At 67.9% G+C, this 13,122-nt stretch carries 12 protein-coding genes; 5 read left to right on the forward strand and 7 right to left on the reverse strand.

The window, feature by feature from the left end; all coding sequences use genetic code 11:
• Window positions 1-3: 3 nt before the first annotated feature.
• The 5 genes from CAP40_RS12380 to aspS form a co-directional block, all read right to left on the reverse strand.
• Window positions 4-507, reverse strand: a complete 504-nt coding sequence (locus CAP40_RS12380) for a hypothetical protein (protein ID WP_086129816.1) — start codon at window positions 505-507, stop codon at window positions 4-6.
• A 20-nt stretch (window positions 508-527) separates the two neighbouring features.
• Window positions 528-1,901, reverse strand: a complete 1,374-nt coding sequence (locus tag CAP40_RS12385; protein WP_086129817.1) for a serine hydrolase — start codon at window positions 1,899-1,901, stop codon at window positions 528-530.
• An 83-nt stretch (window positions 1,902-1,984) separates the two neighbouring features.
• The gene (locus tag CAP40_RS12390) at window positions 1,985-3,001 is read right to left on the reverse strand and encodes a 2-hydroxyacid dehydrogenase (protein ID WP_086129818.1); all 1,017 of its coding nucleotides are present in this window, start codon (window positions 2,999-3,001) and stop codon (window positions 1,985-1,987) included.
• Between the two features lie 91 nt (window positions 3,002-3,092).
• Window positions 3,093-4,484, reverse strand: coding sequence for an L-serine ammonia-lyase (locus tag CAP40_RS12395; protein ID WP_086130087.1), 1,392 nt, complete (start codon window positions 4,482-4,484; stop codon window positions 3,093-3,095).
• Window positions 4,485-4,616: 132 nt separating this feature from the next.
• Window positions 4,617-6,455, reverse strand: a complete 1,839-nt coding sequence (gene aspS, locus CAP40_RS12400; protein ID WP_256924160.1) for an aspartate--tRNA ligase — start codon at window positions 6,453-6,455, stop codon at window positions 4,617-4,619.
• A gap of 112 nt (window positions 6,456-6,567) precedes the next feature.
• On the opposite strand from aspS, the gene CAP40_RS20185 reads away from it, so the two are divergent.
• The 5 genes from CAP40_RS20185 (at window position 6,568) to CAP40_RS12420 (ending at window position 9,360) form a co-directional block, all read left to right on the forward strand.
• Window positions 6,568-6,747: a hypothetical protein gene (locus tag CAP40_RS20185; RefSeq protein WP_144034338.1), complete on the forward strand. Its 180-nt coding sequence runs from the start codon at window positions 6,568-6,570 to the stop codon at window positions 6,745-6,747.
• A gap of 3 nt (window positions 6,748-6,750) precedes the next feature.
• Window positions 6,751-7,485 carry a hypothetical protein gene (locus tag CAP40_RS12405; protein ID WP_086129819.1) on the forward strand — a complete coding sequence of 245 codons (735 nt, stop codon included), beginning with the start codon at window positions 6,751-6,753 and terminating at the stop codon, window positions 7,483-7,485.
• Window positions 7,486-7,538: 53 nt separating this feature from the next.
• Complete coding sequence (gene rnd / locus CAP40_RS12410; protein ID WP_086130088.1) at window positions 7,539-8,717, forward strand: ribonuclease D; 1,179 nt, start codon at window positions 7,539-7,541, stop codon at window positions 8,715-8,717.
• Window positions 8,714-9,004 (forward strand): I78 family peptidase inhibitor, encoded by a 291-nt coding sequence (locus CAP40_RS12415; protein WP_086129820.1) that lies wholly within the window; start codon window positions 8,714-8,716, stop codon window positions 9,002-9,004. The genes rnd and CAP40_RS12415 overlap by 4 nt, the downstream gene beginning before the upstream one ends.
• Window positions 9,005-9,075: 71 nt before the next feature.
• Window positions 9,076-9,360, forward strand: a complete 285-nt coding sequence (locus tag CAP40_RS12420) for an I78 family peptidase inhibitor (protein WP_086129821.1) — start codon at window positions 9,076-9,078, stop codon at window positions 9,358-9,360.
• A 70-nt stretch (window positions 9,361-9,430) separates the two neighbouring features.
• Here the strand turns inward: CAP40_RS12420 and CAP40_RS12425 are convergent, their stop codons facing one another.
• Both CAP40_RS12425 and CAP40_RS12430 read right to left on the reverse strand, forming a co-directional pair.
• Window positions 9,431-10,930, reverse strand: coding sequence for a Ppx/GppA family phosphatase (locus CAP40_RS12425; protein WP_086129822.1), 1,500 nt, complete (start codon window positions 10,928-10,930; stop codon window positions 9,431-9,433).
• Window positions 10,927-13,119 carry an RNA degradosome polyphosphate kinase gene (locus CAP40_RS12430; protein WP_086129823.1) on the reverse strand — a complete coding sequence of 731 codons (2,193 nt, stop codon included), beginning with the start codon at window positions 13,117-13,119 and terminating at the stop codon, window positions 10,927-10,929. Before CAP40_RS12430 ends, CAP40_RS12425 begins: the two co-directional genes overlap by 4 nt.
• Window positions 13,120-13,122 lie beyond the last annotated feature (3 nt).

Raw genomic sequence — 13,122 nt, forward strand, 5'->3', positions numbered from 1 at the left:
GGATCAGTTCGGCGCGTCGGCCGCCATCTCCGCCTGCATCGCCTTGATCTCCGCGGGCGACATCGGCGGGCCATAGGTATCCTCGCCGCATTTGTCGTGCAGCGCCTGGGAAGCGGCGACCATGCGTTCGCTCAGGGCGATCTGGCGATCCATCGACGCCTGCATGTCCTTGGGCATGCCGCGCATCCCGGCGCCCGCCGCCCGCGACACCAGCGAGCCGACCATGCCGCCCCCCGGTATCATCGACAGCAGCCCGGCTGCGCGCATCGTGTCCTGGCGCGCCCGCAGCTTCTTCTGCATGTCGTTGGCCTGTTTCGACATCGCCACGCCCTCACGCTGGATGTCGATCTCGATCTGGGAGACCTCGGCGCGCAGCGCGGTGCAGGCGGGGTCCCTCGCGGGGGCGCGCGGCTGGGCGGGGGCGGCGACCGGTGGCGCCTGGGCCGCTGGAGCCTCCTGCGCCACAGCCGGGCCGGGAAGCAGCGCCGCGACGGCGAAGATCGACATGCACGGGTTTCGAACCATGATCAGTCGTCCATTGGAGGATGGAGATCGGTGATCTTGCCCGCGGCATCGACCGCGAAGCGCCAGAGCATCGTCTGGTTCTGGAAAGTGATCGCGTAGCGGCGGACATGCTCGTCCTTGCCCGGCGCATCCTCGATCAGACTCACCTGCTGGACCGGCCCGAGCGCGGCGAGCAGCGCTTGGCCGAAATCCTCGAGAAACGGCACCGGCCCCTGCAGCGCGCTGGCGGCATAGCGGCCGCGATCGAGCTTGCCGGCCGCCGCCTCGGCCAGCGCGGCGCGCATCAGCGCGGTGAGCGCGGGCGCGCCGTCGGGCAGCGCCGCGGGCGGCGGCGGCGCGGGCAGATAGAAATCGGCGACGCGGCGCGCCAGCAGCGGATAGTAACGCTGCTGGTTGGTGAGCACGATAACCGTCAGCCCCTCCCCCTCGGCATGGAGGATGTCGGCCAGCGCCGGGCCGCCGCTATGCCCCACCACCTTGACGCCATGCCAGGTGCCGGCGGTCCACCCCACGCCGAACCCCGCCGGCTTGCCGGTCTTCAGCAGGGGCGGCGTCTGGAGCAGCGCCCGGCTCTCGGGCTTGAGCAATTCGCCCCGATCGAGCGCCGCGAACAGTGCCGCGAGATCGCGGGCCGAGCTGAACAGGCCGCCTGCCGCATAGCCGGTCTCGCCATAGAGGAAGCCGCTGATCCGCTGCTCGCCATCCTTCCAGGCATGGACGGTCGCGCGCCGCGCCAGGGGCAGCGCCGAGCGGAACGGCCCCCATTGACGCTCGTCGTTGAAGCCGGTGTCCATCAGGCCGAGCGGCGCGCAGATCTCGTCGCGGAAGATCGCGGCGATGCCCTTGCCCGCCGCCTTCTCCATCACCGCGCGCAGCACGACGAAATCGGTGAAGCCGTAGCGCGTCTCGGTGCCGGGCGCATAGGCGAGCGGCGCCTTCTGTGCGGCGGCAACGGTCGCCGCCACACTGTCCTCATGCTCGCCAAGCTGCTCGGACAGGCCGGAGCTGTGGCTGGCGAGCTGGAGGATCGTGATCCCGCGCCAGGCGGCGGGGGCATCGGGAAAGAAGCGGTCCAGCGTGTCGTCGAGGCGCAGCTTGCCGGCCTCGACCAGCCGCATCAATGCGATACCGGTGAAGATCTTGGTCGCCGAAGCGGTCTGGAAGCGCGTCTCGGGGGTAACCGGCGCCTCCCATTCGAGATTGGCGAGGCCGTAGCTGCGCACCGTCTCGACCTTGCCCTTGCGCACCACCGCGACGGCGACGCCCGGGATATGCCCCACTTCCATCTGGCGGCGGACATAGTCGTCGATCCCGTCGGCCCGCACGGGCACCGCCGCGACCATGGCCAAGGCGGCCGCCATTCCCAACATGCGCATGAAAACCCTCCCGACACGAGCGGGGCGGGACTATCCGGCGCGCCGCCACCTCGGGAACGGCGCTGCGACCAAAGCCGACATTCTCACTTCGAAGACGCTATCCGCACCGCATCGACCCGGTTTTCGAGCGGCCTGCCCGCTTCCGCGTCGGCGGCGCTGCGCAGCGTGGTCTCGGCGATGGCGGCCAGCGCTTCCTCGGTCAGGAACGCCTGGTGGCCGGTGATCAGCACGTTGGGGAAAGTGAGCAGCCGCTGGAACATGTCGTCCGAGACGATCTCGTTCGACAGGTCCTCGAAGAACAGGTCGGCTTCCTGCTCGTAGACGTCGAGCGCGACCGCGCCGACCTTGCGGCACTTCAGGCCCTCGATCAGCGCGGCGGTGTCGATCAGCGCGCCGCGGCTGGTGTTGACGATCATCAGCCCCGGCCGGGCAGCGTCGATCGCCGCCCCGTCGATCAGGTGGCGCGTCTCCGGCGTGAGAGGACAATGGAGCGTGACGATCTCCGCCGCGCGCAGCAGCCGGTCGCGTGGCAGGTAGCGCACCCCGATCGCCTCCAGCGCCGGATCGGGATAGAGATCGCTCGCCAGCACTTCGCAGCCGAAACCGGCGCGCAGACTGCGGGCGACCAGCGCGCCGATCTTGCCGGTGCCGATCACCCCGACGGTGCGGCCATGGAGGTTGCGGCCGATCAGCCCGTCCAGCGCGAAGTTGTTCTCGCGCACCCGGGCCCAGGCGCGAGGGATCTTGCGGTCGACCGCGAGCATCATGCCGATGGTGAACTCGGCGACCGCATGCGGCGAATAGGCCGGCACGCGGACGACGCCGATGCCCAGCCGCCGGGCGGCGGCAAGATCGACATTGTTGAAGCCGGCGCAACGCAGGGCGACCAGCCTGGTGCCGCCGGCGGCGAGTGTCTCCAGCACCTCGGCATCGACGGTATCGTTGACGAAGATGCACACCGCCTGGTGGCCGGCGGCCAGCCCGGCGGTGGCGGGCTCCAGCCGGGGTTCGAGGAAATGCAGGTCGTGCCCATAGGGGGCGTTCGCCTCGGCAAGGAAGCGGCGGTCATAGGGCTTGGTGTTGAAGACGGCGATGCGCATGGAGGCACGATCCCCTGAGCGTGCGCCGGTGGCAAGGGCCTCGCTCTGTTGCCCTGCCCCCCGCCTTGGCGGGGATGGCGGCAGGAAAGGCTCAGCAGGCCACCACGTTCACCGCAAGGCCGCCCTGGGCGGTCTCCTTGTACTTGGAGCGCATGTCCTCGCCGGTCTGGCGCATCGTCTCGATCACGGCATCCAGGCTGACGACGTGGCTGCCGTCACCGTGCATCGCCAGATAGGCGGCGTTGATCGCCTTGATCGCGCCCATGGTGTTGCGCTCGATACAGGGAATCTGGACCAGGCCGCCAATGGGATCGCAGGTGAGGCCCAGATTATGCTCCATGCCGATCTCGGCGGCATTCTCGATCTGGGCGTTGGTGGCGCCGAGCGCGGCGGCGAGGCCCGCCGCGGCCATCGAGCAGGCGACGCCCACCTCGCCCTGGCAGCCCATTTCGGCGGCGGAGATCGAGGCGCGCTTCTTGTAGAGAAAGCCGATCGCCGCGGTGGTGAGCAGGAAGGTGCGCGATCCCGCCGGCGTGGGATTGGCGCAGAAGGTCTCGTAATAGCGCAGCACCGCCGGGATCACGCCAGCGGCGCCGTTGGTCGGCGCGGTGACGACGCGGCCACCCGCGGCATTCTCCTCGTTCACCGCGAGCGCCCATAGGCTCACCCAGTCGAACACCAGCGAGGGGTCGCTGCGCGGCCCGCGCGCCAGCAGGCGATTGTGCAGATCGCGGGCGCGGCGCTTGACCTTGAGGCCGCCGGGCAATTCCCCTTCCCCGCGACAGCCGCGATCGATGCATGCGGACATGGCGGCACGCAGGCTGTCGAGGAATGCATCGGTCTCGGCATCGTCGCGCCAGGCGGCTTCGTTCGCGCGGACGATGTCGGCGATCGAGGCGCCCTGGGCTTCGGCGACCGCGAGCAGTTCGGCCGCCGAAGTGAAGGCGAACGGAAGCTTCACATTGCTCTGCGGCGGTTCGCATCCGCCTTCGACGATCGCGCCGCCGCCGATCGAATAATAGAAAGTCTCCCAGGGCTCTCCCTCGGGATAGTGCGCGACGAAGCGCATGCCGTTCGGATGGGCGGGCAGGAACTTGTCGTCGCGGAAGATCAGGTGGCGCCCCTCGACGAAGGGCACGACGACATGGCCGCCCAGCGCGAGCTGCTGCTCGGCCCGGATCGTGGCGACCAGCGTGTTCACCGCGTCGGGGTCGACACTCTCGGGCTGGTAGCCGGCAAGGCCGAGGATGGTGGCGATGTCGGTGGCGTGCCCCCGCCCGGTGAGCGCGAGCGAGCCGTACAGTTCGCAGGAGACCGCGGTCGGCGCGCCACGATCCAGCGCCGCTTCGGCAAAGGCCGCGGCGGCACGCATCGGGCCCACGGTATGCGAGCTCGACGGGCCGATGCCGATGGTGAACAGATCGGCCAGCCCGATGGTTGCCTCCGCCCGGGCACGCGCCCTGGCGTTACTGTCGTCCAACATCTCCACTCCTGCCTCCGGCTCTGGCGGCCGGGTTCGCTCAACTTGATTGTAGTTTTATGTCTGTAGGTTGTATTTTTCTATCTTCAACCTGCGCCTTCGCCGCGGAGGAAGGGCGGGATGACAAATCCCTCCTCATCCCGCCGCGGGATCGACGATGCCGTCGGTGCCCTTCTTGGCGAGGTCCGCCGCCACCTGGGGGGCGAGGCGGATGTTGAGCTCCTTGAGCTGCTTCTCGCTGACGAACGAAGGTGCCTGCATCATCAGGTCCTCCGCCTTCTGCGTCATCGGGAAGACGATCACCTCACGGATGTTCGGCTCGTCGGCGAGCAGCATGACGATGCGGTCGACGCCCGGGGCCGAGCCGCCATGCGGCGGCGCGCCGAACTTGAACGCGTTGATCATGCCCGCGAAATTGGTGTCGACGTCCGCCTGGGTGTAGCCGGCGATCTCGAACGCCTTGTACATGATCTCCGGACGGTGGTTCCGGATCGCTCCCGACGACAGCTCGATGCCGTTGCAGACGATGTCGTACTGATAGGCGAGGATGTCGAGCGGGTCCTTGGTCTCCAGCGCCTCCAGCTCGCCCTGCGGCATGCTGAACGGGTTGTGGCTGAAGTCGACCTTCTTGGCGTCCTCGTCATATTCGAACATCGGGAAGTCGACGATCCAGCAGAATTCGAAGCGCTTCTTGTCGATCAGTTCGAGCTGCTCGGCGGCACGGGTGCGCGCCAGGCCGGCGAGCTTGGCGGCCTGAGCTTCCTTGCCGGCGGCGAAGAAGATGCCGTCGTTCGGGCCGAGACCCATGGCCTTTGCGATGGCTTGCATGCCTTCCTGGCCGTGGTTGTTGGCGATCGGGCCGCCGAACACGCCGTCCTTCTGGGTGGCATAGCCGAGGCCCGGAAAGCCTTCGCTCTGGGCCCAGCTGTTCATGTCGTCGAAGAACTTGCGGCTCTTCTCATGGGTGTTCGGTGCCGGGACCGCGCGGACCACGTCGCCGCCCTCGACGATCGAGGCGAAGCGGCCGAAGCCCGAGCCCTTGAAGAACTCGCTCACGTCGGTGATCAGCAACGGGTTGCGCAGGTCGGGCTTGTCGTTGCCATATTTGAGCATCGATTCGCGATAGGGGATGCGCTTGAACGGCAGCGCCGAGACCGAGCGGCCCATGCCTTCCCAGTCGGCGAATTCCTCGAACACGCCGTGCAGCACTGGCTCGATCGCGGCGAACACATCGTCCTGCGTCACGTAGCTCATCTCGAAGTCGAGCTGGTAGAATTCGCCCGGCGAGCGATCGGCGCGGGCGTCCTCGTCGCGGAAGCAGGGAGCGATCTGGAAATATTTGTCGAAGCCGGCGACCATCAGCAGCTGCTTGAACATCTGCGGCGCCTGCGGGAGCGCGTAGAATTTGCCCGGATGGACGCGGCTGGGAACGAGATAGTCGCGGGCGCCCTCGGGCGAGGACGCGGTGAGGATCGGCGTCTGGAACTCGGTGAAGCCCTGGTCGATCATCCGGCGGCGCAGCGATGCGATCACGCTCGAGCGCAACATGATGTTCTTGTGGACCTTCTCGCGGCGCAGATCGAGGAAGCGGTTCCGCAGGCGGATTTCCTCGGGATATTCGGCATCGCCGAACACGGGGAGCGGCAGTTCCTGCGCCTGGCTCTGGATCTTCGCCTCGGTGACGCGCAGCTCGACTTCGCCGGTCGGCAGGTTGGGGTTCACCGCTTCGGCCGCGCGGGCGACCACCTTGCCGGTCATCGTCACCACCGATTCGCTACGCAGCGACTCGATCACCTGAAAGGCCGGCCCGTCGACCTCGGTGACGATCTGGGTGATGCCATAATGATCGCGCAAGTCGATGAAGACCAGGTCGCCATGGTCGCGCTTGCGGTGCACCCAGCCGGACAGGCGGACTTCCTGGCCGACATCGGCGGCGCGGAGCTGGGCGCAGGTGTGCGTGCGGTAAGCGTGCATGATTTCCGGGTCCTGAAAAGAAGGTCGCCGCCACACCGGATCAGAACTTCATTGTCAAGCCGCGTGCATCGTGTTCTGTCTCCCCAGGGAGGCCAACCAGGGGGAAAGGGTCATGGAAGACACGCCTGAAACCGCGGGGGACAAGAAGGAAAAGCCGGCACCTGCGCCGTCGTCGCCGCCGGATTCATCCCCCCTGCCCCCGCCGCAACAGCCCCTGCGGCCGAAATTCGTGCCGGACGATCCGGGCTATTCGGATTTCGAATGGAAAAGTGAAGGGATTACAAATCTTTAGGCGATGGCGGATTTCGACTCTTCCGCGCTGAACGCAAGTGCGACCGCGCGGTTGCGCGATACCGCCAAATGGCTGGTCGGTGGAGTCACCGCCACTGCCGTGGGGATATTGGCGGGAAGCTCGCTCACGAGGCTTGGCAGCCTCGATTTCGTCGAGACTCCCGGCAGACTGTCCCTGGTGATCGCGGGCGCTGCCCTGGGGTTTGGCGGGCTCGCATGGATATTGGACCGCGCGCTCGCGGTGGTCACGGTCGAGAGCTTCAGCTTCGAGACATTCGTCAGATCGGGCGACCCGCAGCATGAAGAAGTGCGCGACGCCGTCGCCAAGCGGCTCGGCCGGTTGCCGGGCGGCGTGGCGGACCTCGACGCGCTGCTGGCGAAGGTAGAGGCTGCGCGGAAGAGCGAAAGCGATCCGGAATCGAACGCGTTCCTGGAGGACTATCGCACCTATCGCGCGGTTTTCCTGCCCGAAGTGGCATTCGCCAACGTGAAGGCGAAGTTCGACAGGCTGATAGGCGCGATCCGCTTCGGAACGCCAGTGGCGATCCTCGGCCTCGGCCTCTACGCTTGGGCGGCCAATCCGCCCGAGCCCAAGCCGGCGGCCGCCGGGCCGGGCCCGCTCGTGGTGATCGGCCCGCAGGAAGTGACTGCGACTCAAACGGTGCGGGCCTGCCCGCCGGCCAGGCTGCGCCATTGCCCCACGCCGACGCCCGAGCCGAGCCCGCTCATCGACAAATAGCGCCATGCGCACAGAATCTTTGTTCTTGCCGGATGATCGGTTATGGGCCTTGGATGCATATCCATGGTCTGATTGAAGACAGCGCGACTCTCGCCAACCTCTGCGCCCGCCTCGCCAACAAGCCCTATATCTGCGTGGACACCGAGTTCATGCGGGAAAACAGCTATTGGCCGGAGCTGTGCCTGATCCAGATCGCCGACGACGAAGAGGCCGCCGCGATCGATCCGATGGCGCCGGGAATCGACCTCACGCCCCTGCTCGACCTGATGGTCGACAATGAGGAAGTTTTGAAGGTCTTCCACGCAGGCGGCCAGGACATCGAGATCGTCTACAACCTCACCGGCAAGACCCCGCACCCGCTGTTCGATACCCAGGTGGCCGCGATGGCGCTCGGCCTGGGCGAACAGATCGGCTATTCGAACCTGGTCGATACCTATCTCGGCTTCCAGATCGACAAGGGCGCCCGCTTCACCGACTGGAGCCGCCGCCCGCTCGACAAGCGCCAGATCGATTATGCGATCGCCGACGTCACCCATCTCTCCAAGATCTTCCCGCGCATGCTGGAGAAGCTCAAGAAGACCGGGCGCGGCGCCTGGCTCGACCAGGAGATGGAGCGGCTCGCCGATCCCGAGAACTACCACAATGATCCCGACGAAGCCTGGCAGCGCGTGCGCGTCTCCAGCCGCAAGCCCGAAGTGCTGGGGCGGCTCAAGGCGCTCGGCCGCTGGCGCGAGCTCGAGGCACAGGGCAAGGACCTGCCGCGCGGCCGCATCGTCAAGGACGAGACGCTGGCCGACCTCGCCGGCAACCCGCCGCGCAAGCAGGGCGACCTGGGCAAGGTGCGTGGTCTCTCGGCCGCCTGGGCCGGCAACGACATCGGCGGACGGCTGATGGCCGCGCTCGAGGGCGCGACGCCGATGTCTTCGGACGAGCTGCCCCCGCGCGACGATCGCAAGCCCTCGCTCGGCAAGGACGGCGCGCTGGTCGCGGACCTGCTCAAGCTGCTGCTCAAGATCCGCGCCAAGGAGATCAACGTCGCGCCGCGCCTGCTCGCCCGTTCCGACGATCTCGAGTCGCTGGCGGCAGGCGTGCGCGAAGGGCTCGCGATCCTCGACGGCTGGCGCTACGAGCAGTTCGGGCGCGACGCGCTCGCGCTCGTCGAGGGGCAGCTGGGATTCACCGTGAAGAACGGCAAGCTCAAGATGACCCGAACCGAGGAACCCGGGGAATGATCCGTCTCGCCCTTCCGCTCGCCGCTACCCTGCTCGCGCTGGGCGCCTGCGCGCCGAAGACGCCGCCCAGGGCGGTGCCCGGCGTGGAATGCAATGCCGAGCGGCTGGGCGGGCTGACCGGCAAGCCGCGCGGCCCCGAGGTGGAGGCCGAGGCGCTGCGGCTCTCGGGCGCGAGGACCGTGCGCTGGCTCGAGCCCGATGCGGCCGCGACGATGGACTTCCGGCCCGACCGGCTGAACCTGCACCTCGGCACCGATGGGAAGATCGACTCCACCCATTGCGGCTGAAACGCCTCTCCCCTTCGTTTCGCTGCCGGGATATAAGCGGCACGGCCGGGGGGCGATCGAGGAGAGACTTGATGCGCGCTATCGGCATGATCGCGACGGCCCTGCTGGTCGCTGGCTGCATGGACGGCCATCCCGGCCCGATGCCGGGACCCCGAATCTGCAATGCGGGCGCGGTCCAGGGATTTGTCGGTGCGCAGATATCGCCGCGGCTCCAGTCGCGGCTGCGCGCGCGCAGCGGGGCATCGTCGGTCCGCGTGGTGGGCCCGGGCGACGCGGTGACGATGGACTATCGACGCGACCGGTTGACCGTGGACGTCAATCAGCGCGGCCGGATCACCGGGATGCGCTGCGTATAGCGTCCGGCGGAGCGCCCGGGATCGCCATCCCCGCGGCGGCGAGGGTGGCGAAGCGCTCCGGGCGACGCGGTCACACCTCCAGGATCGGTTCCCTGCCGAACGCGGCGGCGAGCGCCTTGTGGCGCTTCTCCACTGCCTCGCCATAGAGCGCTTCATCCTCGGGATCGAGGCAGAGGGCGAGCGTTTCCTCATCCATGTGCAGCTCCGAGCGCTTGATCGGCGCGGCGACGCCGCCCGACAGGCGCTGGCCGAGGCGGATGGCGAGGCCCCATAGCTTGGCGCGCCACAGCGTGTCGTCATCGGCGAGCTGCGGCAGCGGCGCCGGCGTGTCGAGCCCGCCGCCCAGCGCAGTATAGAGCGCCTGCCCCAGCGCCGCACGGCCCATCGAATCGATCGCCACCCAATTACCGTGCAGCGCCGCGTCCAGGCCGCGCTCCGCCCGGAACTCCGGATTGGCGTGCCAGCCGACATCCACCAGCTGGCAGGCGGCGTGGCGCAGGCGGGCCAGTTCATGCGGCTCGCCGGCAAAGAGCGGCGCGATCCACCGGTCGAGCAAGTCGCCATGTTCCGGGAAACGGCCGAGCCGCTCGCCTTCGTCGCGAGTCGCCGCGATCAGCGGATCCTCCTGGCGCTGCTCGGAGGAAAGGCGCTGGAAGAGCAGCCCTTCGCGCAGGCCATAGGCCGAGACGATCGTCCCCTTGCTGCCGAGCTGCCGGAGCACAACGGCGAGCAGCAGCGCCGCGTCCTCCAGCGAGCCGATACGGGCGCTGGAGATGTTCGGGATCGCCTTCAGATCGGCGCGCGGCATCGCCGCGATCGAACTGGCCAGCTCGCCGATCCGCGCGACCGCCATCGGATATTGATGCGCGATCGGCAGCGGATAATGCTTCAGGTGCATGTCGAGCCGGGCAAGGCTGCGCCAGGAGCCGCCGACCAGGTAGAAGGGCAGCCCCTTCCCCCGCCCCTTCCACCCGGCGTCGCCGAGCAACCGGGCGACCCGGCGATCGAGCGCGGTCTTGCTCTCCGCGCGGATCGCCCCGAGCCGGAGCACGCCCAGCGGGAAGGACACGCGATCGGTCACCGTGCCGGCAACGACCCGCACCAGCTCCAGCGAGCCGCCGCCGAGATCGCCGACGATGCCGTCGGCCTCCGGGATGCCCGAGAGCACGCCCAGGCCCGACGCCATCGCCTCTTCCTCGCCCGACAGGGTTTCGACCTCGAGGCCCAGGCCGCGCGCCGCCTCGATCAGTTCGCGCCCGTTGGAGGCATCGCGCACCGCCGCCGTCGCCACGGTGCGCAGCTCGCCCACCTGCATCTCGCGGGCGAGCGTGGCGAAGCGGGCGAGCGCGCCGCGCGCGGTGGCCAGGCTGGCGGCGTCGATCGCTCCCGTCTCGGCCAGGCCACGACCCAGGCCCGCCATCACCTTCTCGTTGAACAGGGTCGCCGGCAGCCGCGCCGAACCCTGATACACCACCAGGCGCACCGAATTGGAGCCGATATCGATGATCGCGGTGCGGCCTTCGATCCCCTCCGGCTTCGCGCGCGCCCTGCGGAACGGCACGGTGTTCATGCCTTGGCCTTGGCCTTTGCCGGATCGCGGCGGCGCTTGAGCTGGAGCTTGGGAACCGGCTTGCGCGATTCGAGCGCCGCGCCGCGCCCGGAAAGCGACGGGTTGGTCATGAAATAGCGGTGCAGGTTGAAGCTGCCGTCCTCGCCCGGCACGATGCGGGTATAGTGTCCGTCGGGCTGGAGCACCCAACTCTGCTCATTGTCGAGCAGGTTCGCCACCATCACCTGGTCCAGCACCTGATCATGCACCGTCTTGTTGAGGATCGGCAGCATGAACTCGACACGGCGATCGAAGTTGCGCTGCATCCAGTCGGCCGAGGAAATGAACAGCCTGGCGCCGTCGTTCGGAAGGGCCTTGCCGTTGCCGAACGCCCAGATGCGGCTGTGCTCGAGAAAACGGCCGACGATCGACTTGACCTTGATGTTCTCGCTCATCCCGGGAACGCCGGGGCGCAGGCAGCAGATGCCGCGGATGATCAGCTCGATCTCCACGCCGGCGTTGCTCGCCTCATAGAGCTTCTCGATCACCGCGGGGTCGACCAGCGAGTTCATCTTGGCCCAGATCGCGCCGGGACGGCCGGCACGGACATGGGCGATCTCCTCGTCGATCATCGCGACCAGCCGGTTGCGCAGGTCGCGCGGGGAGATGCCGAGCAGTTCCAGCCCGTGCGGCTCCACATAGCCGGTGACGTAGTTGAAGATCTGCGCGGCATCGCGCCCCACCCGCGGATCGGCGGTGAAGAAGCTGATATCGGTATAGATGCGGGCGGTGACCGGATGGTAGTTGCCGGTGCCGAAGTGGCAATAGGTGCGATAGCCATTGCCCTCGCGCCGCACGACCATCGAGACCTTGGCGTGCGTCTTCCAGTCGATGAAGCCATAGACGACCTGGACGCCGGCGCGCTCCAGCGCGGTCGCCCAATAGAGGTTCTGTTCCTCGTCGAAGCGCGCCTTCAGCTCCACCACCGCAGTGACCGACTTGCCGGCCTCGGCGGCGGCGATCAGCGCGTTGATGACTGCGGGCTGCTTGCCTGCGCGGTAGAGCGTCTGCTTGATCGCCACCACGTCCGGATCGGCAGCGGCCTGGCCCAGGAACGAGAGCACCACGTCGAAGCTCTCATAGGGGTGGTGGACGACGATGTCCTTGGCCTTGATCGCCGCGAAGCAATCGCCGCCATATTCGCGGATGCGCTCGGGAAAGCGCGCCGAATAGGGCGTGAACTTCAGGTCGGGCCGATCCTCGTCGACCAGCATGGCGAGATCGCCGATACCCAGGAAGCCGCCGGTCTCGGTGAGCAGCGCCTCGCTGCCGCCCAGCTCTTCCTTGAGCACCGCCTCCAGCTCGGGGGAGATGCTCTCCTCCATCTCCAGGCGGATCACCCGGCCGCGCCGCCGGCGCTTGATCGCCGAGCGGAAGGTCATGACCAGGTCCTCGGCCTCTTCCTCGATCTCGATGTCGCTGTCGCGCAGCACGCGGAAGGCCGCGGCGCCGAGCGACGTGTAGCCGGGGAAGAGCAGGTGCGAGAAATGCTTGAGCACCGCCTCGACCGCGACATAGCGCGCCGGATTGCCGGGCAGCCGGACGAAACGCTTGATCGCGGTGGGCAGCAGCACCAGCTCGCGCACCGGCTCGCGGTCCGACTTGCGGACCAGGTCGAAGATCACGCTCGATCCCTGGTTGGGGATGAACGGGAACGGGTGGGCGGGATCCAGCGCCTGGGGCGTGAGGATCGGGAAGATCTGGTCGCGGAAATGCCCTTCCAGCCAGGCCTCGGTATCCCCTTCGATGGCATCGGCATCGAGGACGTGGATGCCGGTCTCGGCCAGGTCGGCGCGGATCGCGGTCCACACCGCCTGCTGGTTGTCGGCCAGCATCTCGGCCTCGGCGGAGATGGCGGCGAGCTGCTGGCCCGGCGTGAGCCCGTCAGCCGAGCGTGCCTCGACCTTCTGGAGCTGCTGGCCCATCAGGCCCGCCACGCGGACCATGAAGAACTCGTCGAAGTTCGAGCCCGAGATCGACAGGAAGCGCAGCCGCTCGAGCAGGGGGTGGGCGGGGTTGGTCGCCTCTTCCATCACGCGGCGGTTGAAGGCGAGCCAGCTGAGCTCGCGGTTGAAGTAACGCGTGGAATTCTCCGGCAATTCGGTCATCTGGATCCCTTCGACGGCCTGCCTGTTCGCTGCCTTGGCCATCGC

This window comes from Sphingomonas sp. IBVSS2, assembly GCF_002127225.1.
Classification (GTDB): Bacteria; Pseudomonadota; Alphaproteobacteria; order Sphingomonadales; family Sphingomonadaceae; genus Sphingomonas.

Bases quoted from the DNA above. Each gene is read 5' to 3' on its own strand.
- rnd (WP_086130088.1), top strand. From the start codon at position 7,539: ATGCATATCCATGGTCTGATTGAAGACAGCGCGACTCTCGCCAACCTC.
- CAP40_RS12385 (WP_086129817.1), bottom strand. From the start codon at position 1,901: ATGCGCATGTTGGGAATGGCGGCCGCCTTGGCCATGGTCGCGGCGGTG.
- CAP40_RS12420 (WP_086129821.1), top strand. From the start codon at position 9,076: ATGCGCGCTATCGGCATGATCGCGACGGCCCTGCTGGTCGCTGGCTGC.
- CAP40_RS12430 (WP_086129823.1), bottom strand. From the start codon at position 13,119: ATGGCCAAGGCAGCGAACAGGCAGGCCGTCGAAGGGATCCAGATGACC.
- aspS (WP_256924160.1), bottom strand. From the start codon at position 6,455: ATGCACGCTTACCGCACGCACACCTGCGCCCAGCTCCGCGCCGCCGAT.
- CAP40_RS12405 (WP_086129819.1), top strand. From the start codon at position 6,751: ATGGCGGATTTCGACTCTTCCGCGCTGAACGCAAGTGCGACCGCGCGG.
- CAP40_RS12390 (WP_086129818.1), bottom strand. From the start codon at position 3,001: ATGCGCATCGCCGTCTTCAACACCAAGCCCTATGACCGCCGCTTCCTT.
- CAP40_RS20185 (WP_144034338.1), top strand. From the start codon at position 6,568: ATGGAAGACACGCCTGAAACCGCGGGGGACAAGAAGGAAAAGCCGGCA.
- CAP40_RS12425 (WP_086129822.1), bottom strand. From the start codon at position 10,930: ATGAACACCGTGCCGTTCCGCAGGGCGCGCGCGAAGCCGGAGGGGATC.
- CAP40_RS12395 (WP_086130087.1), bottom strand. From the start codon at position 4,484: ATGTTGGACGACAGTAACGCCAGGGCGCGTGCCCGGGCGGAGGCAACC.
- CAP40_RS12415 (WP_086129820.1), top strand. From the start codon at position 8,714: ATGATCCGTCTCGCCCTTCCGCTCGCCGCTACCCTGCTCGCGCTGGGC.
- CAP40_RS12380 (WP_086129816.1), bottom strand. From the start codon at position 507: ATGTCGATCTTCGCCGTCGCGGCGCTGCTTCCCGGCCCGGCTGTGGCG.